The sequence below is a fragment of the Vallitalea sediminicola genome (genome assembly GCF_054408565.1).
On sequence record NZ_BTPT01000027.1, the window covers coordinates 62,242 to 87,332 of the forward strand.

A 25,091-nucleotide genomic window follows, 5' to 3' on the forward strand; every position below is an offset into this window, starting at 1 on the left:
ATACAAGAAAGGACAAGCTCATGAGAAAGTACTTACCTATTATTGGGTTTATATTTTTAGTCACATTTATTATACTCTTATCACCAATATTTAAAATGAATATAAAACAACCTAATTATTTTAAACAGGATTTTGAAAATGCTAAAGTAGTCGAAGTTGTTAGTGAAGAAATTGATGAAGACCCTACCTTTGATGGAAGATATCTAGGTACTCAAGTAGTTAAGATAAAAATATTAACAGGTAAATACAAAGGTAAAATATTTGAAGTTAAAAATCCTCTTAGCAGGAGTCACAATGTCTATGTACAAGCTGACAATACGGTAATTGCTAGTATTGATGATTCATTGGAAGAGGCAAATGTTTGGATTTACAATTATAAAAGAGAAAATATACTGTATGTTTTAGTTGGTTTGTTGTTTATTCTATTAATACTACTTGGAGGTATGCAAGGAGTATATTCAATTGTTTCACTGATTTTTACAGGTATCATGATAATATTTTTTATGCTTCCTCTTATATTCCAAGGGAATAATCCTATTATAGTTACAATACTAACTGCTTCAATCATAATAATAGTTTCATTTTTATTGATAAGTGGGTTTAATCTAAAAACACTGACTGTTATTCTGGGTACGATTATAGGAGTTATTATTGCAGGGGTTATATCATATGTATCAGGTAATTTAGCACATTTATCGGGAATAACAATGGATAAAGGTAAGGAGCTTGTTTATGTAGCTCAGGATTATAAGATACAGGTAAGTGGATTGATGTTCTCGGCAATATTAATTGCTTCTCTTGGAGCAGTTATGGATGTAGCTATGTCCATAACATCATCAATTTTTGAGATACATCAAACTAATAGAGGATTATCAAAGAAACAATTATTTAAGTCAGGTATGAATATCGGTAAGGATGTCATGGGAACCATGTCCAACACACTTATATTAGCTTTTGCTGGTAGTTCACTTAATAGTATTATGCTTATATGGGGATATCAGATGGGAAGCAGACAATTCATGAACATACCTTTTATAGGCACTGAGATTATTCAAGGATTATCAGGAAGTATTGGGATTGTCCTGACTGTTCCTATTACTGCTATAATATCCGTAATGGTATTGAAGAGAAAAGCAGTTGTTGGTAATAAAGGTAGAGCTAAAAAAAAGAATAAAAGGTAAAACAATAAGCTAGATTATGCATAATGCAAATTCTAGCTTGAATTAGTTATATGATAAATTATGTATTAAAACTAGTAATAACTATGCTTTAATAATATTTTTTTCTATTTAATTCATTTTGAACATCGTCAAGAGCTTCACCGAATCGTTGGAAATGGATTACTTCTCTTTGACGTAAGAATTTCAATGGTTCAATTATGTCTGGGTCATCTGTAAGATTCATAAGATGTTCATAAGTTGCTCGAGCTTTTTGTTCAGCAGCAAGATCTTCATGTAAGTCAGTGATAGGGTCGCCTAATGAGCCTATACCAGCTACAGTAAAAGGAACTCCACTGGCATCAGTTGGGAAAAGACCATGATCGTGTTGTGCGTAGTGTGGTGCTAATCCAGTTGCTTTCAACTCTTCGATTGTAGCACCTTTTAAGAGTTGATAGATCATTGAGGATATTATTTCTACATGGGCTAATTCTTAGGTTCCATAATGTTATCGGTGTTGGAAAAAGCAATTTATTATAGGGAGTTTAGATTTTGTTTCTTAGCGGTGGCTAAGAATTTTTTTGCCTTATTTTATATTTAAAGGAATTTTAGTTGATTAATTTGTTTAATATTTGTTTTTATTATAAAAATTAAAATAAAATATACTAAAATGAAAATTTAATTTATTTATTGAAAATTATATATTAAGGGTTGAATAGTTAGAAAATTAGTTGTATAATATGATTTGTAAAACAATATTACAGATAAGGGGGATTATTATGAAAAGAAAAAATATTCCATATTATTACTAATTAAGACATTTTATACTCAAACAGTACTTATTTTAACAGAAATAATCAATTGAAGATTTTGATCAATTGGAAAAAGCTAAATGATAAGAGAAAAATGTTAATGAACTATATGATAAAAATATTAGGAGGTTACAGGTATGAAATTAAAAGGATTAAAAAAAGTGGTTAGTTGTATGTTGGTTTTAGGTATGGTGTTTTCATTTTCATTAATAAGTTATGCTGAAGATTACAATGAGTTCGATTCTTTTAAAATAAGTAATGGTAGCGGATATGTAGGAAAAGCTGGAGTAAGATTAACAGTTGGAGCAGAAGCAGATATTAACGTAAAAATGAAAGTTAAAACTGTAACTCAAGATCAATTAGTAGAGTTTATAGAAACACATAAAGAAAAGCTTACTGCTGAACAATATAGTGAAATATCAGAAGATAGCTCATTTACAGCAGAAGGTATGGGTGCAAGTCTTTTCAATTGTCTATTTAGTGTAGTATATGGTGATGGCTCTAGTGAGTACTTTGCAAATGCAAGAAATAAAGATGTATTACTAGGAGAGCAAGAAGACAAAGCATTATTAAAAGAGTTAAAAGATGTTACTGAACAAGAATATGAATTATCAGGAACTATTAGGGCTAGAGGTCTTAGCTACATACCTACAGAAGCATATTGTTTTGTAGAAGTAACAAGAATTCAATTCAAAGATGGTTCAACTTTAAAAGTAATAAATACAAATGCTACAGTAGCTGAAGGTGATGGAACTAGAGATGCTGTAACAGGTTCAGCTGATAACGAACCTTTAAACTTAATTCCTTTAGATTAATAAAGAGTGAAATTATTGAGAACTATTAAAATAAAGAGGGAAAAGTATAATAAGATTTAGATTTATGAAGGGACTGGCTTTCGAGTCAGTCCCTTTCATAAATCTTTTTTTAGTTAGGTTAATTCCATAATTACTTGTAGTATTAGATTCTATTGATGTCATTTTTGAGAGTTAAGGATACGTAAAATAAGTAATAAAATTTATTGATTTATGCATTTCATCCCATAAATCGTGCATTTCGTCAGGATTTGTTGAATTTATTTTAAAATATCTCTAATATATTTATATACCATATGTATCTAAATGAATATATCAAAAGATAGAATTCATTAAACGCTTATGATAATATAAGGGAGGGATGTAATGTATGCTATTTCTATTAAATCAGAAGAATTAAATAGAAAAGAAAGTCAATTAAAGGGCATGGCAATGAGAATTCAAAATACCAAGGATTGTCTTTCTAGTATAACTAATGCACTAGATACTGACATAAAATATAGACAGAATATAGATTATGAATTAAACAAACTTTATAAAGACCTAGATTGTTTAGAATTACAGTTATATAAAACTGGTTATTTCTTAAAAGAAACAGGTAAGGTATATCATGAAACGGAAATTAAACTTGAGTTAGAGTTTAATAAGCTTTCGCTTGAAATTAATGAGAATTATTATACTAATGATCCCAATATACCATTGCCAATCATGAAAGAAGAAAGTTTTTTTAAACGATTGGGTAACAAATTAAAATCTGGGATAAAACATTTAGTTGATTTTTTTAATAACTCTAATGAAAAAATTAATAATGAATATTTACCTTATTATAATGATAATAACACTAATTTTGTAATTGCAGACGATTATCTCCAACCTGATCCATACATGTATTATACATATGACACAAAAACAAACTTGGAATCAAAAGGATATTGGCCCACTTGGGTTGATAGAGATAACACTAAGAGTAGTGTATTTGATTATTTAGGACGTTCAGGTAAACAATTAATTATGGGAAATTACACAGATGAAGTTACTTTATTGGGTACTGGTGGTCAGATAGGCTTGGGTATCTTAGGTTTAGATGCACCAATGGATATAAGAGATATAGCGTGTGATTTTCATAAATGGGAATGGTCTTGGGGTCATGTTGGACAAACATTGTTAGACATGGTAGCTTTGATACCAGTTGTTGGTGCATTAAAGTATACTGATGAGATTGGTACTTTAGTAAAAGGAGTTAATAAATCTAGTGACTTAATTAAGAATATTGATAAAACGGATGAGTTAATTGATGTTATTGATGAAACTAACAAAATTAAAAAAAGTATAATTAGTAATGAAATGAAGGAGAAAATATTATTTGGAAGTCGGAAAAGTCCTAATAAAAATCAATTAATCGGAGGACATTCACCTAAAATTAGTAATGCTAATCCTGATTATGCAGTTGAAGTTATATCTAAGAATGCAGATGGGACAAAAAAAGTAAAACTTACTACTCAGTTTACTGATGATAAACTTGCGAAAATTAAGACTAGTACACTTTTTCCAGATAAATGGTCAGATAACGATATTCTGAAATCTATAGAAAAAGCAGGAAGTACAGCAAGTATAGGTGTGCGTTCTAGGGATGGGGCAACACTTCATAGAGCTATTATTAATGGGGTTCAAATAGAAGTTATTAAAATAGGTGACATAGTAACAAGTGGATATCCTACAGGTGGAGGAGTATCGGGACTTTTAGCAGGATTTGAATAATAATCAAAATATTATTTGATAATTTACAGGAAAAATAGGAGAGATTAATATGTATGAAGAATTAGATAAATATCTATCAGGTTTTTTTACAGATGATTATTGGTATGATGAAGGATTTGACATTGCAACAGAAATGTTGCAAGATTTTAATCAAAATGATTGGGACAAATTATTAACTGATATATTTTCAAAATCTATAGAATGGCAAATTAGATACGCTTATTGTGCTGATAGTGATATTAATGATGAAATTATTGTTAAAAGCTTAATATTATTATGTAGTATAGATAATAATGAGTTGTTTGAAAAGTGTATTGATTCTTTAAGAGTAATTGTTAATGAGGATACTATAGAAATTATATCAAATAATAAAACTTTAATAGAAAAAGTTGAAAAAATTATTCCTAAATGTGGTGCTGCTTCTAAAAAAATGTTTGAAGATTTTATTACTAAAATTATAATATAATAGTAAAAATTAGTAGGCAACGTGATAAAAAATAATATATATTACAAGAAAGTAACATCAAACCCTATATTAGCTGACGAGAATAAAACCAAAATTGTGGGTAAATATGAATTGAAAAAATGTTAATAAATCTGAAGTTGAGATATTTGAGAAAAAGAAATCATTAAATCTGAAGTAGTTATTACAAATAAAGATTTAATAGTAGTAATAATAAGCTATCATTATTTAACGTATAATGATAGCTTATTACTATTTTGGTAGCTTTGGATATAGTACAAGATTAAAATCATCAGGGTTTCCATGCCAGCGACCGTTGACGGTCTTGGTATAAACAACTTTATCAATAACTTCTTTGAGTAATACATTCTTCTCAACAGGGTCTGTAAGATTATCATATACTTCTAATACTCGTTCAATTTTGGGGATTAAAGTTTCTTGACTTTTTTGATACACGGTGGTTTTATTAAGTATATCAAATAATTCGTTTTTAGCTTTTTTTACTTCACTAATATTATTAGTAATTATCTTAGATCTTTCAAGAAATTTATCAATGGAATAAACACCTTGTTCAAGCAAGTTATGTAGATTATTAGATTGTTTTTCTAATGTTATTAATTCTTCATCTAATTTCTTAATAGATTTTTTAGTGATTTCATATTGTAGATTAGAATTAACCTTATTCTTTTTATCTGATTTTAAATCTATTTTATATTCTATTAACCATGATCTAAGACAGTCCATTAGTTTTTGTTCAACAATAGACAGCTGAGAACTAATATTTTTACAAGATGTAATTTTGCATATTAAGGCATCAGGGTAACTGTTATTATAAGGTTTTCTAGTCATTTTTCTACCGCACATACCACAAATAACTAGACCGGCTAAGGGATTTTTAATTTTATATCTACTAGGAATAGGAACTTCAGAATTCACTGACAAACGATTTTGAACAAACTCAAAAGTAGTTTGATCTATTATTGCTTCATGTAATCCATTAACTATAATCCAATCATCTTTTTTTGCTCTAGGTCTTGATTTAATCATTTTACCATCTACCATTTTTTTGATGGTTGGACGTGAGTTCCATCGTATTATTCCTATATATACTGGATTTCTGAGTATATCTCTAATTGATGATTCTACCCATATTTTACTTTTCATTGGCGGTACTTTGAGTTCGTTTAATTTATTAGCTATCAGTGATACACCAAGTTTTTTAGCAGTACCATCTGGCTGTATTTCACCTTTTGAGTATAAGTTATATATTAATTTAATAACTTTAGCTTGTTCAGGATCAATCTCTAAGGTATAACCTTTCTCATTTTTTAACTTTATTCTTGTATATCCATAAGGAGGTTTATTGCCTAAATATTTTCCTTCTTTGACAGATTCTATTCTACCTCTTTGTAATCGCCTATTTATAGTTTTATACTCACGTCTTGACATGAATAGACCAAATTCAAAGTACTCTTCATCAAATTCATTTGAGGGATCGTAATCTTTCATAGGAGTTATTATCTTAGTATTAGAGTACTTAAAACTCTGGGCAACGATTCCCTGGTCAACTGTATCACCACGAGCGAGACGTTCTACCTCGACAACAAGAACACCGGTCCACAGTCCCTGGTCTACTTCGCTTAAAACTTGTTGCATTACTGGACGAGAAGAGATAGTTTCACCTGATACAATTTCCTTATAAATTTGAGTAATATTTAATTCTCGTCTCTTGGCTAGGTCTAATAAAATCTTTTTATGTCTGGTTAGAGTTTCACCTTCACCATGTATTTCTGCTTCTAAATCTGATCTGGATTTTCTAAGGTAGATACAGTATTTATCTAACATATTAACACCTTCTTATTAAAACTCTTTGTATACTTAATGGTTCGAAAGATTATATAATTATCTATTTCATATCTATTAGAGCGACCATATTTATATGCATTTATTTAATCTATTATTAATACAATTTTTTAGATGATTTTCTTCAGGTTAGATAAGGAATAGGACAAAAATTATCTAGCATAGATTATAAAATAAGGAGGGATATTAGGGATGATAGAATTAGAAGGGAATATTGTTGAGGAATATAAAATAGGAAATACTAATATCCAGATACGAGATAGTGCGTATATTAATAGGACTTCAGAGGATATCAAAAGAACGCTTGATAATATAAGTAATATTGTTCTTAATCACTATATAAGAGAGCAGAATAAGTTAGAGCAGGAGAAAGATGAATAAATTTTTTTAATCCTATATGGGACAAGTAAAATATTTGCATAGTTATATTAGTGGGTGAATTCATATATAATGCTGTGATATATAATAATTGAAAATAATAGTGAAGGGTATATAATTAAGAAAAGAATATTTATTTATGCAATAATAGTTTTGAATTCGATATAATCTATAGAAAGGATGAATAATTCAATGAAAAGTATAACAACTTCAGAAAAGGCTGCAATGACCAGAGCTATGGAAATGTTGTTCCTAGAAACAGAAAGATTATATGATGACAAATATTCAATTAAGTTTATTACCGGCTTTAATCGATTCTTCCTAAAAATGATGAAGTCCGAACACGTTAGAAATTGGATGATTAATTTAATGGATAAGACTGGTCCTGGTGTTTATGGTGGCATTATTAGCCGAACAAAATATATGGATGATGTTTTGGAGGTTGCAATTGCAAATAAATTTGATGCTGTTGTTAACTTGGGTGGGGGTTATGATACCAAATGCTTAAGATTTGACTTGAAAGGATTAGAATACTACCATATTGACCAAAAATCTGTTATAAACAATTATAAAAAAATAATGTCTGGATTACAAGGTGGTATCCCTTCACATGTTAGGTTTGTACCTATTGATTTTAATACACAAAGACTTGAAGATGAACTTGTTAAGGCTGGTTATGATAAAGATAAGAAAACAGTGTTTCTTTGGGAAGGTGTTACACAATATATTACGATTGAAGCAGTTACTGGAACTTTGGAATACATTGCATCTTGCTCAAAAGGTAGTCAAGTTGCATTTACATATGTACCTAAGAGTTTATTTACATCTCCAGAGGACTTTTCTGAATATAAGACTATGTTAAAACTAGGTAAGAGAATAGGAGAAGAATGGATTACAGGTTTTGATCCAGATAATATGTCAGTATTTCTAGAGGAACAGGGGCTTACGTTGATTGAAGATGTTGGTGATACAGACTATAGAGCACGATATTTTGAACCAATTGGAAGAGAGATGTCTATTATGCCAATTGAACGAATTGCTTTTGCTGAAATAAGAAAATAGTTTAATTGGTATGAAATAATATAAACTTGTTTAAATTTATTATGTTAGTATATAGAGAGAATTCTGTTTATGTTATAATATAGATGAAAGTTATATTTATTATTACAGTGATAATCGTTATGTTTTACAGGTAATAGATACGTCGGTAATATTATAGTTAGACGCAATATTCTGTATCGTAAAAATTAACTATTTTGCTAATCATGTATAGAAAGATTACATAGAGAGGAGAAAAAATGAAAAGTAAATTTGATAGCTTTATTAATGAGTATAAAACGGCTAAGAACCTAATGATTTCTCAAGATAACCATGTTTCTGAAATGAAAAAAAAGTTGGTTATTAAGGATAATGATATCGCTAGATTAGAGAAAAATTTAATCGATTTTAATAATAGTATACATATGAAATTTTTACCTGTTTATGAAATATATCTAGAAGAAGACCTTAATGAATGGGATAAAAAAATAAAACGAAATAAAGCAAAATTACAAATATTAGATAATATTAAGAATGATTTTAACAACAATAGATTGATACACCGAAGTAACAAAGAAAAACTAACTGAACTATATATAAATAAATTTGAATATGAAATTAAAGTGTTTATTGAATGTAAGAAGTTAGAACAGTTAGAGTTAAATTATTTTAACTGTTTAAGAGTGCTTGAAGAAAATAGTATTATTGTTGGAGAAGGTTCACTAGTAACTTTGAAGTTTGATTGTGATGAAGAAATTTATAATTTTCTAATAGACGGAAATTATTATAAAATTGAAAAGGGAAAGAGTAGTTTTATTCAGAGCCACATAAGTAAGGTCAAGTGTGATGATTGTGAATACGAATTATTAAACTCAACATCAAAACTAGGTAGCGCAATCAAAGGGAAAAGAGTTGGAGATATAGTAGAGTACTCTAGTAATGAAGAAACATTTAGAGTGAATGTTATTTTAATAAAATATGCTCTTTAACAGTCATACTGCGTCTAACAATATATTTCCGTTCGCTACGCACATCTCTTCACTGGGTGCGAGCACCGCCTACGAAGAAGGATGCTGAGGTCCAGTTCAGAAACATCGGCAACACGAGACGTTAGGTGAAATTGTTGTTCAAGGTATTCCTTATGAGCATATTTGGGGGCATTTATTATATTACGTATTTAATAAGAGTTAATGGAAAAGGGGGAGTGAAAATAATGAGATATGCAATTTTAAAAGTAGTTATTATTAATATAATAATTCTTTTTGTTTTTGTAGGTTGTAGTAATCAAAGTGGATTTGAAGAAAAGATAGCTGAAATTGAGGTTAAGAACCAAGAATTGACTAAACAGATTGAGAGCCTTGAAAAGCAGAATAGTGAAGAAATCCATAAGAAAAATAAACAAATTGAGAGTTTGAAAGACCAAATTAATGAGTGTATTAATAATAACATAGATTTTGATTTGGATGACATAAAATTAAAGGACTTTTTTGATAATAACAATATTTGTACTCATCCTACAGATTTTCAAAAATTTCTCGGCTTAGTAAATATTAAATCGCAAGGACCATTAAGAATTTTGCCAAGCTATTCATCACCAACTCTTGGAGGGACTATTTTGCCTATTAATGAAGAGGTTGATATACCTTCTAGTAGAATAGCCGAATTTCTTGTTACGGTAATGGGACATGATGAAAATGGTAAACCAGTTGAATGGACGTTAGTTAATAGCGGAAGTCGTGGTATAGGTTATATTCAATCAAGTAAATTAAGTGAGTACCACCCACAAACCATAACAAGTTACCAACCAAAAGAACAATTTAAAGATATTAAAGTAGGAACAAATATAGATAAAATATATGATATGTATAGTGATAAAATTGAATTGATTTTGCCTAGATATGGTTGGTTTAAAATATTGGCTGTGTATGATACGAATGAACCTGATCGAGAAAGGATGCATAACTCTATAATTGATTTCTTTTATAATCCTAATGTTAGAAAGATTGACTTTATACGTACGACGAATCCAGGTTATGATTTGGAATCAGGTTTTAAGGTGGGGGATAGCACACAAGAAGTTTTTGCATATTATGATGAGTTGTATCCACAGAAAGATATAGGTATAGATATTGGACCAACATATAGAATTTATGACATAGGAGATGGATTCACACTTGAAATTAAAGGTGGAGTTAATGAAGGCGGAGTTGTAACAATGATAATTATTAATTTAGGTTATAACACGTATGTATAGGGAAGTAGATATTTTAGATGATTTTTATGAAGTGTTTGGATATATATTTTTATGATTATGATGGTTAATTGAAGCTAGAATGTTTTATATAATAGATGTTAAACTGCATAATATAAATCAGTTTTATAATAAGGAGAGGTTTTATGAAGTTTAAGGTGGGTTTAGTAATTTTATTAATTCTTATAATGACCTTGTTGAATTCATGTTCATATGGGGATATAAATAATGAATTAAGTCAAAGAAGTAAAGAATTACAAAATGAAAATAATAAAGAGGTTGAATCTTTAAATAAGACAATTGAAGAGTTAAATGAACAGATTGCAATTTTGACATCAAAAGCAAGTAATGAATCAACAGATAAAGTAACTATTACTGAAGACATGAAACAGTTAATGAATTTCTTCAATGAGTTTAATGCTTCAAATATTTATCATGGTATGGCAGATTCAAATATTAAAATTAAGGTTGTTCTAAAAGAACCACTAAAAAGTTTTCCAGACGATAATGCACCTTATATCAAAAAAAGTGGTGAATTATCTTACTTAAAAGAAGATCATGAAACTAAAAATGTTGAAGGTGAATTGCTTTACTCAACTATTGATGGAAATGGTAAAGAATGGTGTTATATTATAGCTGATGGAGAGCTTGGCTATATTGAAGAGAAACAAATATCAGAATATAAACATCAAATGCATAATTATAGTCCTACTGAGCAATTTAAGGATCTACGAATAGGAATGACAGTAGAGGATGTATATAATATTTTTGGTGATAAAGTAGAATTAATTTATCCAAGGTTAAGATACTTTAGAATGCTAGGAGTATATGATGAATATGAGAATGAAGTTGTAAGTTTCTTTTATAACCCAAATACTAGAATTATTGACTTTATAAGGGTAAGTAGTAAGAAATATGAATTAGATTCGGGTTATAAAATTGGAGATAATATTACTAAAGTATTTGGTTATTATGATAGACTTTATAAAGAAGTTGAAGATATGCCTTTCGATTTTGGAAAGGAACACAAGTTATATGATATAGGAGATGGGTATTGGTTAGAATTACAAGGTGAGGATGGAATTCTGAATGAAATTATAATTTCACCAGGTTATAATATATATACTTGAGTTAATAGATAATGTCTACTTTACACTGATTCTAACCTAATAAAGAATATTTTTCTAGATAGAAAATCATATTGGTAATTATAGAGAAGATTAATATTACATAGAAATTAACTTAATTTATTGAGATTTAATTAAGCAGAGTCGGGAATATTTAAAATATATTATAAGATGGAGGATAAACTATGAAAGGGTTCTTTTCAAAACAAAACATATACTTTATATGCACTATTTTAATAGTAATAAGTTTTGCATTTATTTCATTAAGCTTAGCTACAGAGGATTTTATTAGTTCTTTTTGTAATAATGTGGGTTCAGTATTATTAATATCTGGTGTTTTTGGTATTATTAACGAAAGTTTATTAAAGTTTAATTTATCTAAGTATATTATTAGTAATTTAAATATTAATAACAAAGTCATTGATGTGGGGATATGTGATGTATTAACTAATAAACAAGATATTAACTATAAGGAATTGTTATTAAAAAGCAAAAAGACAATTGATATTGTAGTTGTCTATGATCGGACTTTAATAGCAACACAAGTAGATACTATACGGTTAATATTGGAAAAGAAAAAAATTAATATTAGAGTGTTTTTGTTAGATCCAGAATCTGAGTTTGCACATGGATTTGAATTATATTATAATAAAAAAAATAAAATGAAATATGGTATAAACGAAACAAAAAATAATTTCATACAAGCCTACGAATCAGTTAGTAATCCTAAAGGCAAATTAGAGATATATTATTATAGAGCACATCCAGCTTGTAGTTTATATAGATTTGATGAAACAATGGTTGTAGTAAATGGTACTTTTTATAAAAAACCAACTAAAATTGTTCCTATCTATATAATAGAAAATAATACTAACAAAAATAATCTTTTTGAATTATATATTGGACAAATAAATGAGCTTATAGATAAGTCACAGAAGATATATTAATAAAGACCTTATTTCAGAAGTAATGGATAACCTCATGGAACCCATTCCTCAGTACCAATATCCGTCAACAACCCTTTAGTCTTATTAGTAGGCATAACATATCTCTGATTAAGATACCGAATTGCAGCACCTAATTCCCCATCTGGTCCCCCATATTGGGTGACTAGTAATCCAGCCATCCTTAAATCTTTGTTCTTGATATTAACAGGAAATTGTAATCTTTTTTCATATAACCACATACTTTATCCTCCTATTCATTTTCCCATGGCCATGGTCCATCTAACCATTCCCATGGATATTTGCTTGGAGACATACCAAAGTTAACTAGTGGACCTACATTTAACTCATACATACGTCTCTTGTTTTCATACTGTCGTTGTATTACATTATAATCTGATATTGCTTTTTTACAATCAGGGTGTGTATCCAAATATAAATTAAGGTCTAAAGCAGCAAACCCTAACTGTTGAATTTCCCTCATCAATTTTTTATCATACATTAATGACGCCTCCAATCATGATAAGGTTGATATAAATTAGGGAACATACTTCCACGATGGAAGCCCTCTTGTAAAGGGACTAGTCCCACATAGGGTTGATTAGGAATATAAGCTGTTGCTAATCTAATCTCGGGTTCAGGTTGTTTCATAGATTCATTTTTATCTTTATCTGGTCTTGCTGGAGGTTGCATCCTATTAGAACGTTCCAGAAAAACAGGTCTTTTTGAATTGTACATATCTCTCATTAATATACTCCTTATAAATGTCTATAACTTACCATATGTAATGTGAATGAAATTAGTGTTTTTCCCAAAAAATAAAATTATTTATTTTGTTGTTTTTAATATTCAATTATAAAAAACAAATTAATATTTTAAAAAAAAATTAATTATTGAAAAAAATAGTATCTTATGCATAATATTTACATAAAAATCACTAAACAAACAATAAAATTAAGAAAACAATAAAAAATAAACAAATTAGACATAGAACTTAAATAAATTATAAATATTGAGAATTGTAGTGACTATTCTGGGAAAAGTGCTATAATACTTCTTGTACGGATAAAGTATAAATTTGATTAAGGAGGTGAGTCTATGGTTAAGAAGGGGTTAATTAGCACTTTATGCTTATGTTTGCTTTGCTTATGTGTATGCCAGCCAATTAATGTAGAAGCGGCATCAGGCAATGGTGACGATTATAGTTACTATGCTAAATATGATGATGGTCAAGTAGAGGCATGTATAGCTTGTGTTGAAAAATCAAGAATCAAGATTGAAATATTCTATTATGATTCTTGGCATGAATACATAATTGATAAAGAATATACAAGAACTAGTACATTTTATAAAATAAATGATACAATACCTGATAGTTCTGACCATGCATTAGTTAAGTTTTACTTGGATGGTAAAAAGGTAGTAGAAAAATATGTATACTATTAAAATCGAACAGTGAAAAAAGCTTAAAAGTTAAACAACCAAAATCCTTAATAATGAGGACAAAGGCTGTTTAATTTTTTTGTATTGAATATTATATCATATTTATTCAGTATATTAGTACATATGTAGTTTGCACATTAATTTATTAAACCAACTAATAGTAAAACTGTTTAAAATCAGAAGGCGTATGTCCAGTAAGTTTCTTGAATTGCTTAGAAAATGTATAAGAATCTGGATAACCTAGTTCTACAGATATTTCTTTTACTGATAAATTACCAGTAGATAATAATTTTTGAGCAGCATTAATTCTTCTATTGAGAATATAGTTTCCTGGTGATATTCTATATTGTTTTGTAAAAAGCTTTCTAAACTTCTCATACCCCATATTTACATATAATGCTACATCTTCAACTGAGACCCTATTAGTTATATTTTCTTCTATGTATTTAATACTCATTGCCAAAATATTCATTTCGTCAGTTGTTGTTCTATTGATTCTATCAAGGTAAGTAGCTTTTGAAATGATAGAAATAGCTTCATTCATAAGTAAAGGAAGCTCTATTCTATCAGCCTTATCAAGTCGGTCATGAAAATCCAACATTTGTTGAATAAGCTCAAAATCATGACCAGGAGTTAAAACTGGTTTATCAGGAGAAAAAACATATATCTCAGCTAGGCTGTTGAATACATTATAACCTATTGAAATATATAGTTCGCTCCAGTCATCTGTAGTGACTATGGTACTGTGAGTTTTATTAGGATATCTCTGAACAAAATCCCCAGATTCTATAGGTATTTCATTGCCTTCAGTATCTCTATAAATACCGTTACCAGATAGAACAAATAAACCATGATATTCTTTAGGTGTATAATTAATATGTGAACCATTAAGGCTATTTTTTCTAACATAACCACTAAGTAATACTCCTAGAGAATTATTATTACTTAAAACTCTATGATGAGATTCATTATTTTGAAATTTCTTATGTACTATTTCAGCTATATTCATATTGCACTTCCTTAATTCATTATCATTATTTAAAATTTATTTTACCACAAAAAAAAATGAATACAACCCTAATTTTTTTACATTATTTCTATTACCAAAAATGACATTGTAAATACCAGTATAAACATTTTTTTTATAAAGCAATGTGAGTATAATGCTTTTTGAATTATAGTTTTGAAAAGAGGTGGAACATAATGGGTTCACTTGTATTAAGCGTACTAAAAAATAAGAAATGTAAGAGTAAAACAAAAGAGCTTAGTGCTAAAGATAGGAGTCGAAGATATTTCATACTTGAAGGAGTTACAGGTATTGGACAGAATTCTTTGACAGCCGGAGCATTTTTAGCTGGGTTTATTAGTTTGCTAAATGGATCTGAACAAGTAAATGGAATGGTGGCAGTAGCACCTGCAATAGTTGGTTTATTACAGATATTTTCGTCACTAATATTTGAGAGGTTAGAGAGTAGGAAAAAAACAATTGTTGGTATGGCTATTGTACTTAGATCTTTATTATCATTAGTTTATTTTATACCAATGTTACTAATACCTCTAGGATTCGGACTAGAAGCTTTTATTATTTGTTATATATTAGCTTACTCAATGAATGCACTTATTTGCCCTGCATTATTTAACTGGCTAGTTGACCTTACACCAATATCAATAAGGGGGCAATATTTAGCTTACAGAGAAAAAATATCTTTAGGGACAACGGCTATACTAACTATTTTTCTAGGAAAAGTACTTGATTACTCTAAGGATGCAGGTAATCAAATGGTTGGTTTTGCAGTAGTTGGTGGAATAATTGCTATTCTAGGTATTTTGAACATTTATGCTTTAATGCATATTGATGAGTTTAAAGAAAATTATGTAATCAAAAAATACAAAATAAAACAAGTATTGACTACACCGTTAAAAAATACATCTTTTAGAAAGATAATATTGTTGTTCATGATATGGAATTTCTCATTACAGATAGGGGGACCTTATATAGCTATATACATGGTTACTAAGCTTAATCTGAAATATACATATATGATGACCTTATCAGTTGTGGCAACAGTAGTAAGAGTAGTAGTAGCTAATAAATGGGGGCGAATAGCAGATAAAAAATCATGGTTTTTAAGTACAGAATGTTCTATTGGAATATTGGCTATTGTACATTTTACATGGGGATTTGTTAATACATCTAATTATGTTGTCCTTGCTCCTATATTGCACATATTATCAGGTATAGCTTGGGGCGGAATAGGAATATCAATGTTTAATATACAATTTCTATATGCGAAAAAAGAAGGAAGAACTATGTATATTGGACTTAATGCTGCCATTGGAGGTATTGTCAGTGGAGTAGCAGTTTGGACAGGCGGAAGAATCATAAAAGTATTAGAAAACAAAGAGTTGATAATTTTCGGTATGCATATCAATAGTATGCAAATTACATTTTTCATATCTGGTTTTTTACTATTGCTATGTCCATTATATGTTAAGTTATTTATAGAAAATAAAAAATTGATACAGGAAACAGATTAATTGAAGGGAAGAATACCATTAATATTGTGGTAGACTTCCCTTATCTTATTGATATACAAGAATTTATTGTTAATCATTATCTCCTAAAAATATATCTGAAGGAGATAGCTTATAAACCATATCTTTTCTTTCAACAATAATTTGTGCTTTTGAAGATGTACTAGGATCATTTTTTAGTTTAGTGACAAGTTCTCTTGTTGGATTAATAGCTACTGGAAATGCTACAGATTTTAACATGGAAAAATCACCAGCGGTGTCACCGTATGCATAGGATTTTGATAAATCGATATCATATTTTTTAACAAGATAATTAATTGCTTCTTTTTTGTTTTTACTATCCCACATAGGAGTTACTTCACCTGTATAGATATCACTATCATTAGTTAAATATATTGAGCCGATGAAATCATGAAAACCATGTTTCTTGGACATGGCACTTACTAATTCATATGGTGAACCTGATACTGTAATGACTTTATGACCTTGCTCAGTATGCCATTTTATTTTATTTCTTGTGTAAGTATAGACTCTATCACCCTTTTGTTCAATAACTTTACCTGCAATAAATTCAATTTGGGTTTTATGAAGACCTTTAATGGCATCAATATAGATTTCTGCCATTTTTATTAAGTAATCATCATAATTACCAATACGTTTATCCCACTTGACATATTTTTCTCGAACTTCGTTATACCATCTCTGTTTATCAATGATATCTGATTTAATCAATTTCTTGAATATTTCTGTTATAAGACCTTCTCTATATAGAGTTCCATCTATATCAAAAAAAGCTGCAATGTTGTGCATTCTATGACCACCTTTCTTGTTTTATAGGAAAAGCTCTTTTGCTCTTTATCATATTAGTATTTAAGCATTATTATATTTATTATACCTTATTTAGCTCTAAAACTGTATGTATTTTAATGATTTTTATTACAAAATCTGTAAAAGATAGATTATAGTAATTTATTTACAGTAAATTAATCTTATTTTAATTGAAGTAAATTATATTATTTGATATCATTAAAGAAAATAATAATAAAATTGATCACAAAAGTAAGGAGAGTATGACTATGGCATTAGCACATGAGATTGACTATAAGATTCAGGGAGACGACATGCAGTTGGTTGAAATTGAACTTGATCCTAAGGAGAGCGTAGTTGCAGAAGCAGGAGCTATGACCTATATGGAACAAGGGATTGAAATGGAAACAATCTTTGGTGACGGTTCTCACAAAAGTAATCAAGGTGGATTTATGGGAAAACTAATGGGAGCTGGTAAGCGTGTATTAACTGGAGAAAGTCTATTCATGACTGTATTTACTAATACTTGGAATGATAAAAAACACGTATCTTTTGCAGCACCTTATCCAGGTAAGATTATACCTATGGATTTAACTAATTACCAAAGAAAGATTATTTGTCAAAAAGATGCTTTTCTATGTGCCGCTAAAGGTGTATCAGTAGGAATAGAATTCCAAAAGAAATTAGGGGTAGGTTTCTTTGGTGGCGAAGGTTTCATTATGCAAAAACTAGAAGGTGATGGACTTGCTTTTGTACATGCAGGTGGAACTGTTATTGAAAAAGAACTTATGCCAGGTGAAACATTGAAGATTGATACTGGATGTTTGGTAGCTCTTACAAGAGATGTTCACTACAATATAGAGTATGTAGGAAAAATAAAAAGTGCTTTCTTTGGCGGAGAAGGATTATTCTTTGCAACAGTATCAGGACCAGGTAAAGTATGGATTCAATCATTACCATTTAGTAGATTAGCGGATAGAATGATTAGTGCAGTAAGAGGAGTACCTGGAGGAAAATCAAAAGGTGAAGGCAGTGTTTTAGATGCATTTGGGGGATTAGGCAATCTATTTGATGGTGACTAATCAAGATAAATACTAAAATGTTTCATATCATATATTGGATAATATTATATAAATATAATTCAATATATGATATTTATTCTATTACACCAATGAATCTATCTGTTTTTTTCTGTTATATATTTTCTGGATTTACATATCTATTGTTCGGCAATAAATCTAATTAATTTCACAACTTATGAAAGTAAGTACAAACTCCATTTTAAATAATAAGCTGTAAAAAACATAAAAAAATGTTATAATAAGTAGAAAAGAATAATAAAATAGTGCAAACTAGAAGAATTGACATATAACTAAGGAGATGTTAGTATGCCGCCACTTACTACACTGATAAAGCCAGCTTCAGGTAATTGTAACCTGAGATGTAAGTATTGCTTTTATTATGATGTAATGAACAGCAGGGAAGTAAAAAATTATGGAATAATGTCAGAGAATACAGCGGAACAATTGGTTAAAAAAGCTTTTGATTTTGCAGAAGGACAAGTAACTTTTGCCTTTCAAGGTGGAGAGCCTACAATGGCTTCATTGGATTTTTTTAAGAAATTCATTGTATTGGAAAAAAAATATAATAAAAATAATATAAAAGTCAATAATGCGTTACAGACAAATGGAATTGTAATTGATGATGAATGGGCAAGGTTCTTTCATGATAATGAATTTTTAATAGGATTATCAATGGATGGTTACAAAGAAATTCATAATTATTATAGAATATATCCTAATGGAGATGATACATTTAGTACAGTACTAAAAACAGCTAAATTATTTGATAAATATGATGTTATGTATAACATTCTTTGTGTAGTAAACAAACATGTTGCTAAGCATGGAAGAAAAGTATATAACTTCTATAAAAAACAAGGATTTAAGTTCTTGCAATTCATACCTTGTCTAGATGAAATTGGTGAAGAACCTGGAAGAAACCCTTATTCTCTCACTCCAAAAGATTATGAAACATTTCTAAAAAATATTTTTGATCTATGGTATGAAGATTTCGTAAAAGGTGATGGAATAAGTATCAGAATGTTTGATAATATTCTTCAGATTATCTTAGGATATGAACCAGAGAGTTGTGATATGAGAGGTCATTGTTCTGTTAGTTCGGTTATAGAAGCGGATGGTTCTATATATCCTTGTGATTTTTATGTGTTGGATGAATGGAAATTAGGTAATGTCGTAGATATAGGTTTTGAAGATATATTTAAATCAGAAACAGCAATAAGATTTATAAAAGAATCTATAAATACTGATCCAGAATGTCAAAATTGTGAATTTTACAGAATTTGCCGTGGAGGATGTAAAAGACACAAGGAACCAAAAATTGATGGTAAATACACTACGAATTATTTTTGTAGTGCTTATAAAGAATTTTATAAATATACATTACCACGTTTTGTAGAGATAGCTAGAAATATAAAACAGAATAATAATATAGTTAATAAGTAAATTAGTTGTTTTGCTACTTAACTATAGATATTTAGGTTAATATAAATAAATATAAGATAGAATAAGCAAAAGAGATACTAGAGTAAAATCTGTATCTCTTTTATTTTGTTAAGCTATTACGGAAATCTCTTTGTTTTATAAACCTAGGCTGAATTATTTTGGGGGTAATAATTATTCAATAAGTCATTATAAATATTACATAATAGTAGAGGTGTGGATAAGTATCGTGTAATTCATGAATTATTGTATACAATGCTACAAAAAAACATGCGATTATTTTTAAAAATTGTGCATAATATATAAAAAAGCTATTGACATATAGAATTATTCATTATATATTAAGGGCATAAAGATGTGATAATAACACCCTTAAAAATAATTAATTGTAATTTGGAGGGACAAAATGAATAATAAAAAGATAGTTTTAGGTGTAATTGGTGCAGATGTTCATGCAGTCGGGAATAAAATATTAGCATATGCATTTGAAAAAGCAGGATTCAAAGTAATTAACTTAGGTGTAATGGTTTCGCAAGAGGAGTATATTAAGGCAGCGATAGAGACTGGAGCAGATGCTATTTTAGTATCGTCATTATACGGACACGGAGAACTAGATTGTAGAGGACTTAGAGAAAAATGTGAAGAAGCAGGTATTGGCGATATTTTATTATATGTTGGTGGGAATTTAGTAGTTGGAAAGACACCTTTTGAAGAAGTGAAGACGAAATTTTTAGAAATGGGATTTACCAGAGTATATCCTCCAGGTACACTTCCAGATACATCAATTAAAGATCTTAAAGAAGATTTAGGAGTGAATGACTAATGGAAGCAGTATTGCTTATTGATTTTGGCAGTACTTATACCAAAGTAACTGCTGTTGATTTGAAAAATAAAACTATCATAGGGACTTCAAAAGCATTTACAACAATTGAATCAGATATATGTGAAGGGTTGGATAATGCTCTAGATAAACTGAAATCCAAACATAAGGAATTAAAGATAAAAGAAATGTTTGCTTGTAGCAGTGCTGCTGGAGGATTAAGAATGGTGGCAATAGGATTAGTTCCAGATTTAACTGCTGAAGCGGCTAAACGAGCTGCATTGAGTGCAGGTGCTAAAGTAATGAAAGTATTTTCATATGAACTTAATGAAAGCGAAGCAAAAGAGATAGATGATATTAGACCAGATATTATTTTATTAACAGGCGGGACAGACGGTGGTAATAAAGAAGTCATTTTACATAATGCTAAAGTATTAGCTTCATTAAATACAAAAGCACCTATCATTATAGCTGGTAACAAATCAGTTAAAGAAAAAGTCGCAGATATTTTGCATGATAAAGAATTGACTATATGTGAAAATGTAATGCCAGAACTCGATGTACTCAATATTGAATCAGCAAGACTTGCTATCAGAGAAGTGTTCCTTAAGAGAATAGTATACGCAAAAGGACTTTCCAAAGTAAAAGATTTAATAGAAGGTATTATCATGCCTACGCCTTCAGCAGTATTAGCAGCTGCAAAACTACTAGGAGAAGGAACAACTGATGAAGAAGGAATTGGAGACTTAATAGTTGTTGATGTAGGAGGGGCTACTACTGATATTCATTCTATTGCAGAGGGTTTGCCCAGCAAAGGAGGGGTACTTTTAAAAGGACTTCCAGAGCCATTTGTCAAAAGAACCGTTGAGGGTGACTTAGGAGTAAGGTACAGTGCTGATGCCCTTGTAGGTACTTGCGGTATTGAACAATTAATAAAGAATACTGAATTGACAAAAGAACAGGTAGAAGAGTATCAAGAGTTCATTAATGCTAACCCAGGGTATATAACTGATACTGATGAAATATTTGAGAAATTTGATTTTGGGCTAGCTTCATTAGCAGTTAAAAATGCTACTCTTAGACATGTTGGAAGAATAGAAACTCATTATACTCCTTTTGGAGCAACATATGTACAGACAGGAAAAGATCTTACAACTGTTAGAAATATTATTGGAACAGGTGGTCCAATAATTAATTGTAAAAGAGCTAAAGAGGTTTTGAAAGAATCACTTTTTGATCCTCTTGAACCAACGGTACTAAAACCTATTCGAGGTAAAATCTTTATAGATCATAAATATATTCTTGCTGCTATGGGTTTATTGGCAGTTAAGTATCCAGATATTGCACTACGCATTTTAAAAAATGAAATTAAACTAATTTTAGAGGTGGATTAATATGGAATTAAAGAATAAGAAGATGGATAGTAAACTTTTTAAAACGATACAAGATGAAGTGCTTCTAGCGTGGTCAACAGGGAAAGAAGTAGATTTTGAAGAAGCAATAAAATACCATGAAAACATTCCAGAACACAAAATATTTTCAAAAAAACTTAGTGAAGCTAGTAGATTGGGTAGCACATTAATTCAACCAAGAGCAGGTGTTGCGTTAGTTGATAAGCATATTGAACTTCTTAATTATCTTGTAGATGAAGGAGAAGCTGATCTATTACCTACAACTATTGATAGCTATACAAGGCACAATAGATATAATGAAGTAGATAAAGGTATTAACGAAAGTAGAAAAGCAGGAAGGTCACTTCTGAATGGATTTCCTGCAGTTAATCATGGCATCTCTTTATGTAGAAAAGTTAATGAATCTGTCAATGTACCTGTTGAAGTTAGACATGGTACTCCTGATGCAAGACTACTTGCTGAAATAACAATAGCAGGAGGCTTTACTTCCTTTGAAGGAGGAGGAATCTCTTACAATATTCCATATTCTAAAAATATACCACTAGAGAAAACTATATATGATTGGCAATATGTTGACCGTCTTATGGGTATCTATGAAGAAGCAGGCATTAGTATTAATAGAGAACCTTTTGGTCCTCTTACTGGAACATTAGTACCGCCATGTATTTCTCATAGTGTGGCAATAATTGAAAGTCTACTTGCGGCAGAACAAGGTGTTAAAAACATCACTGTAGGCTATGGACAATGCGGGAACTTAATACAAGACGTTGCAGCTATTAGTACTATAAAGACACTTACGGAAGAATATCTACAAAAATTTGGTTATGATGATGTTGTAGTTACTACAGTACTACATCAATGGATGGGCGGATTCCCACAAGATGAATCAAAAGCTTTTGGAGTTATTTCTTGGGGAGCAGCTACAGCAGCCTTAGCTGGGGCAACAAAAGTAATAGTAAAAACACCTCATGAAGCAATGGGTGTTCCAACTAAAGAAGCTAATGCAAGTGGTATAAAAGCGACTAAACAAGTAGTTATGATGTTGAGAGACCAAAAAATGGAACTTACCAAGGAACTAGAAGAAGAGAAGGACATTATAAAAGCTGAAACACGCTGTATTATAGATAAAACCTTAGAACTTGGTAATGGTGATATAGCTGTTGGAACAATAAGAGCTTTTGCAGCAGGTGTTATAGACATACCTTTTGCACCAAGCAGACAAAATGCAGGTAAAATATTTCCAGCTAGAGATAATATGGGAGCAGTCAGATTCTTAGAATGTGCCAATATACCATTTACAAAAGAAATAAAGGATTATCATCATAGCAAAATTCTTGAAAGAGCAAAATATGAAAAAAGAGATATGAGTTTTCAAATGGTCATTGATGATATATATGCAATAGGTAAAGGAAGATTAGTAGGAAGACCAAGATAATAATAGTAGATATACTGTAAGCGTATTCAGAGAAGGGAATGGGAAAGATGAAAATTGTTGACGTTATTCTATCAGAAGGAAAAACAGGATTTTTCTTTGATGATCAGAGAGCAATAAAAAAACATGCTGTACAAAATGGGGCTACATACAGTGGGGAACCATTAACTAAAGGATTCAATTCTATAAGACAGGCTGGTGAAGCAGTATCAGTTATGCTCCTATTGGAAGATGGACAAATAGCTTATGGGGATTGTGCAGCTGTTCAGTATTCAGGAGCTGGTGGAAGAGATCCATTATTTCTTGCAAAAGAGTATATACCAATAATAGATAAATACATCAAGCCATTGTTAGTAGGTAGAGAATTAACTAGTTTCAAAGAGTTGGCAGAAGAAATCGATAATTATGAATTACCTTCAGGCGAAAGAATGCATACAGCAGTTAGATATGGAGTAACTCAAGCTGTTTTAGATGCTGTAGCTAAAAGTAAAAAGATGATTATGGCAGAAGTAGTTGCAGATGAATATAAAACAAATGTTTCTAAAAAAGAAATTCCAATATTTATGCAATCTGGAGATGATAGATATAATAACGTTGATAAGATGATATTGAAAGGTGCTGATATCCTACCTCATGGTCTTATTAATAATGTTAAGTTGAAATTAGGAGAAAAAGGTGAGTTATTAAAGAAATATATCATGTGGATTCGTGATAGAGTCGTTGAGTTAAGAGATGTGGATTATCAACCTGTCATTCATATAGATGTATATGGAACTATTGGACTTATATTTAATAATGACTGTGATAAAATGGTTGAATATCTAAAAGAGCTTGAAGAAGCAGCATATCCATTAACTCTAAGGATAGAAGGACCTATGGATATGGAAGAGAGAACAGCTCAAATGGAAGCGCTTAGTGAGTTGTGTGCTAGATTAGATGAAGATAATGTTCATGTTGAGATAGTGGCTGATGAATGGTGTAATACTTTTGATGATATCAAGTATTTTGCTGATAATAGAGCTGGACATATGATTCAGATTAAGACACCTGATCTTGGCGGTATTAATAATACTATTGAGGCTGTTTTATATTGTAAGGAAAAAGGGATTGGAGCTTATCAAGGTGGAACTTGTAATGAAACTGATAGGTCATCACAAGTTTGCGTGCATTTGGCTATGGCAACGGAACCAGTTCAGATTCTGGCGAAACCTGGAATGGGTGTGGATGAAGGATATATGATTGTTTTTAATGAGATGGAGAGGATATTGGCTATTAGAGAGATGAAGGAGAGAAATAACTTTTAGGGATTTATTGTTATTAGGGTAAGTCGGTCAGGGTAGAAAAGTGTACTAATCACTTGCCTTACCCTGGGAAGCGATCGGTCTGCGTGATTAGTACACTTTTTACCCTTCGGTGAGTGAAGTGATTAATCGAGAGCGTAGTGTTTGGTTGGTGAATATAATTACTTAACTATGATTTACTATTTGTGTGGATAGTTTGAAAATAGATAGTAGTAG

General features: G+C 30.0%; 23 protein-coding genes and 2 pseudogenes. 18 read left to right on the forward strand and 7 right to left on the reverse strand.

The window, feature by feature from the left end:
• Positions 1–20: 20 nt before the first annotated feature.
• Positions 21–1,181, forward strand: a complete 1,161-nt coding sequence (locus ACX6CF_RS12690; protein WP_458785708.1) for a YibE/F family protein — start codon at positions 21–23, stop codon at positions 1,179–1,181.
• Positions 1,182–1,269: 88 nt separating this feature from the next.
• On the opposite strand, the pseudogene ACX6CF_RS12695 reads toward ACX6CF_RS12690, so the two are convergent.
• Positions 1,270–1,638: pseudogene (locus ACX6CF_RS12695) on the reverse strand (manganese catalase family protein); the annotation flags it as partial.
• 468 nt (positions 1,639–2,106) lie between these two features.
• Here ACX6CF_RS12695 and ACX6CF_RS12700 point away from each other — a divergent pair.
• The 3 genes from ACX6CF_RS12700 to ACX6CF_RS12710 all read left to right on the forward strand — a co-directional run bounded on the left by ACX6CF_RS12700 (position 2,107) and on the right by ACX6CF_RS12710 (position 5,005).
• A complete protein-coding gene (locus tag ACX6CF_RS12700) occupies positions 2,107–2,784 on the forward strand; it encodes a hypothetical protein (RefSeq protein WP_458785709.1) in 678 nt (225 codons plus the stop codon).
• A 363-nt stretch (positions 2,785–3,147) separates the two neighbouring features.
• On the forward strand, positions 3,148–4,539 hold the full coding sequence (locus ACX6CF_RS12705) for an EndoU domain-containing protein (protein WP_458785710.1): 1,392 nt from the start codon (positions 3,148–3,150) through the stop codon (positions 4,537–4,539).
• Positions 4,540–4,588: 49 nt separating this feature from the next.
• Complete coding sequence (locus ACX6CF_RS12710; RefSeq protein ID WP_458785711.1) at positions 4,589–5,005, forward strand: hypothetical protein; 417 nt, start codon at positions 4,589–4,591, stop codon at positions 5,003–5,005.
• A gap of 249 nt (positions 5,006–5,254) precedes the next feature.
• On the opposite strand, the gene ACX6CF_RS12715 is transcribed toward ACX6CF_RS12710, so the two are convergent.
• Positions 5,255–6,847, reverse strand: a complete 1,593-nt coding sequence (locus ACX6CF_RS12715) for a recombinase family protein (RefSeq protein ID WP_458785712.1) — start codon at positions 6,845–6,847, stop codon at positions 5,255–5,257.
• A gap of 210 nt (positions 6,848–7,057) precedes the next feature.
• Here ACX6CF_RS12715 and ACX6CF_RS12720 point away from each other — a divergent pair, with 210 nt between their 5' ends.
• The 6 genes from ACX6CF_RS12720 (at position 7,058) to ACX6CF_RS12745 (ending at position 12,606) form a co-directional block, all read left to right on the forward strand.
• The gene (locus tag ACX6CF_RS12720; protein WP_458785713.1) at positions 7,058–7,246 is read left to right on the forward strand and encodes a hypothetical protein; all 189 of its coding nucleotides are present in this window, start codon (positions 7,058–7,060) and stop codon (positions 7,244–7,246) included.
• 189 nt (positions 7,247–7,435) lie between these two features.
• Positions 7,436–8,305 carry a class I SAM-dependent methyltransferase gene (locus ACX6CF_RS12725; protein WP_458785714.1) on the forward strand — a complete coding sequence of 290 codons (870 nt, stop codon included), beginning with the start codon at positions 7,436–7,438 and terminating at the stop codon, positions 8,303–8,305.
• 236 nt (positions 8,306–8,541) lie between these two features.
• Positions 8,542–9,270 carry a hypothetical protein gene (locus tag ACX6CF_RS12730; protein ID WP_458785715.1) on the forward strand — a complete coding sequence of 243 codons (729 nt, stop codon included), beginning with the start codon at positions 8,542–8,544 and terminating at the stop codon, positions 9,268–9,270.
• A 224-nt stretch (positions 9,271–9,494) separates the two neighbouring features.
• The gene (locus ACX6CF_RS12735) at positions 9,495–10,535 is read left to right on the forward strand and encodes a hypothetical protein (RefSeq protein ID WP_458785716.1); all 1,041 of its coding nucleotides are present in this window, start codon (positions 9,495–9,497) and stop codon (positions 10,533–10,535) included.
• 143 nt (positions 10,536–10,678) lie between these two features.
• Complete coding sequence (locus ACX6CF_RS12740; RefSeq protein ID WP_458785717.1) at positions 10,679–11,662, forward strand: hypothetical protein; 984 nt, start codon at positions 10,679–10,681, stop codon at positions 11,660–11,662.
• Between the two features lie 182 nt (positions 11,663–11,844).
• Positions 11,845–12,606: a hypothetical protein gene (locus tag ACX6CF_RS12745; protein WP_458785718.1), complete on the forward strand. Its 762-nt coding sequence runs from the start codon at positions 11,845–11,847 to the stop codon at positions 12,604–12,606.
• A 44-nt stretch (positions 12,607–12,650) separates the two neighbouring features.
• Here ACX6CF_RS12745 and ACX6CF_RS12750 read toward each other — a convergent pair.
• The 3 genes and pseudogenes from ACX6CF_RS12750 to ACX6CF_RS12760 form a co-directional block, all read right to left on the reverse strand.
• Positions 12,651–12,845, reverse strand: a pseudogene (locus tag ACX6CF_RS12750) (manganese catalase family protein); the annotation flags it as partial.
• A gap of 11 nt (positions 12,846–12,856) precedes the next feature.
• A complete protein-coding gene (locus ACX6CF_RS12755; RefSeq protein ID WP_113675992.1) occupies positions 12,857–13,105 on the reverse strand; it encodes a spore coat protein CotJB in 249 nt (82 codons plus the stop codon).
• Positions 13,105–13,350, reverse strand: a complete 246-nt coding sequence (locus ACX6CF_RS12760; protein ID WP_458785719.1) for a spore coat associated protein CotJA — start codon at positions 13,348–13,350, stop codon at positions 13,105–13,107. Before ACX6CF_RS12760 ends, ACX6CF_RS12755 begins: the two co-directional genes overlap by 1 nt.
• A 351-nt stretch (positions 13,351–13,701) precedes the next feature.
• Here ACX6CF_RS12760 and ACX6CF_RS12765 point away from each other — a divergent pair, with 351 nt between their 5' ends.
• Positions 13,702–14,049 (forward strand): hypothetical protein, encoded by a 348-nt coding sequence (locus ACX6CF_RS12765; RefSeq protein WP_458785720.1) that lies wholly within the window; start codon positions 13,702–13,704, stop codon positions 14,047–14,049.
• A 151-nt stretch (positions 14,050–14,200) separates the two neighbouring features.
• Here the strand turns inward: ACX6CF_RS12765 and ACX6CF_RS12770 are convergent, their stop codons facing one another.
• A complete protein-coding gene (locus tag ACX6CF_RS12770; RefSeq protein WP_458785721.1) occupies positions 14,201–15,055 on the reverse strand; it encodes a helix-turn-helix domain-containing protein in 855 nt (284 codons plus the stop codon).
• A gap of 194 nt (positions 15,056–15,249) precedes the next feature.
• On the opposite strand from ACX6CF_RS12770, the gene ACX6CF_RS12775 reads away from it, so the two are divergent.
• Entirely contained in the window at positions 15,250–16,584 is a 1,335-nt protein-coding gene (locus ACX6CF_RS12775) for an MFS transporter (protein ID WP_458785722.1), read from the forward strand.
• Between the two features lie 69 nt (positions 16,585–16,653).
• On the opposite strand, the gene ACX6CF_RS12780 is transcribed toward ACX6CF_RS12775, so the two are convergent.
• Positions 16,654–17,391, reverse strand: coding sequence for an HAD-IB family hydrolase (locus tag ACX6CF_RS12780; protein WP_458785723.1), 738 nt, complete (start codon positions 17,389–17,391; stop codon positions 16,654–16,656).
• A 266-nt stretch (positions 17,392–17,657) separates the two neighbouring features.
• Here ACX6CF_RS12780 and ACX6CF_RS12785 point away from each other — a divergent pair, with 266 nt between their 5' ends.
• The 6 genes from ACX6CF_RS12785 to ACX6CF_RS12810 all read left to right on the forward strand — a co-directional run bounded on the left by ACX6CF_RS12785 (position 17,658) and on the right by ACX6CF_RS12810 (position 24,878).
• Positions 17,658–18,470 (forward strand): TIGR00266 family protein, encoded by an 813-nt coding sequence (locus tag ACX6CF_RS12785; RefSeq protein ID WP_458785724.1) that lies wholly within the window; start codon positions 17,658–17,660, stop codon positions 18,468–18,470.
• A gap of 306 nt (positions 18,471–18,776) precedes the next feature.
• Complete coding sequence (locus ACX6CF_RS12790; RefSeq protein WP_458785725.1) at positions 18,777–19,913, forward strand: anaerobic sulfatase maturase; 1,137 nt, start codon at positions 18,777–18,779, stop codon at positions 19,911–19,913.
• Between the two features lie 403 nt (positions 19,914–20,316).
• Positions 20,317–20,733: a methylaspartate mutase subunit S gene (gene glmS, locus ACX6CF_RS12795; RefSeq protein ID WP_458785726.1), complete on the forward strand. Its 417-nt coding sequence runs from the start codon at positions 20,317–20,319 to the stop codon at positions 20,731–20,733.
• The gene (glmL, locus tag ACX6CF_RS12800) at positions 20,733–22,124 is read left to right on the forward strand and encodes a methylaspartate mutase accessory protein GlmL (RefSeq protein ID WP_458785727.1); all 1,392 of its coding nucleotides are present in this window, start codon (positions 20,733–20,735) and stop codon (positions 22,122–22,124) included. Before glmS ends, glmL begins: the two co-directional genes overlap by 1 nt.
• A gap of 1 nt (position 22,125) precedes the next feature.
• Complete coding sequence (locus tag ACX6CF_RS12805; protein WP_458785728.1) at positions 22,126–23,577, forward strand: methylaspartate mutase subunit E; 1,452 nt, start codon at positions 22,126–22,128, stop codon at positions 23,575–23,577.
• A gap of 47 nt (positions 23,578–23,624) precedes the next feature.
• Complete coding sequence (locus tag ACX6CF_RS12810) at positions 23,625–24,878, forward strand: methylaspartate ammonia-lyase (protein ID WP_458785729.1); 1,254 nt, start codon at positions 23,625–23,627, stop codon at positions 24,876–24,878.
• Positions 24,879–25,091 lie beyond the last annotated feature (213 nt).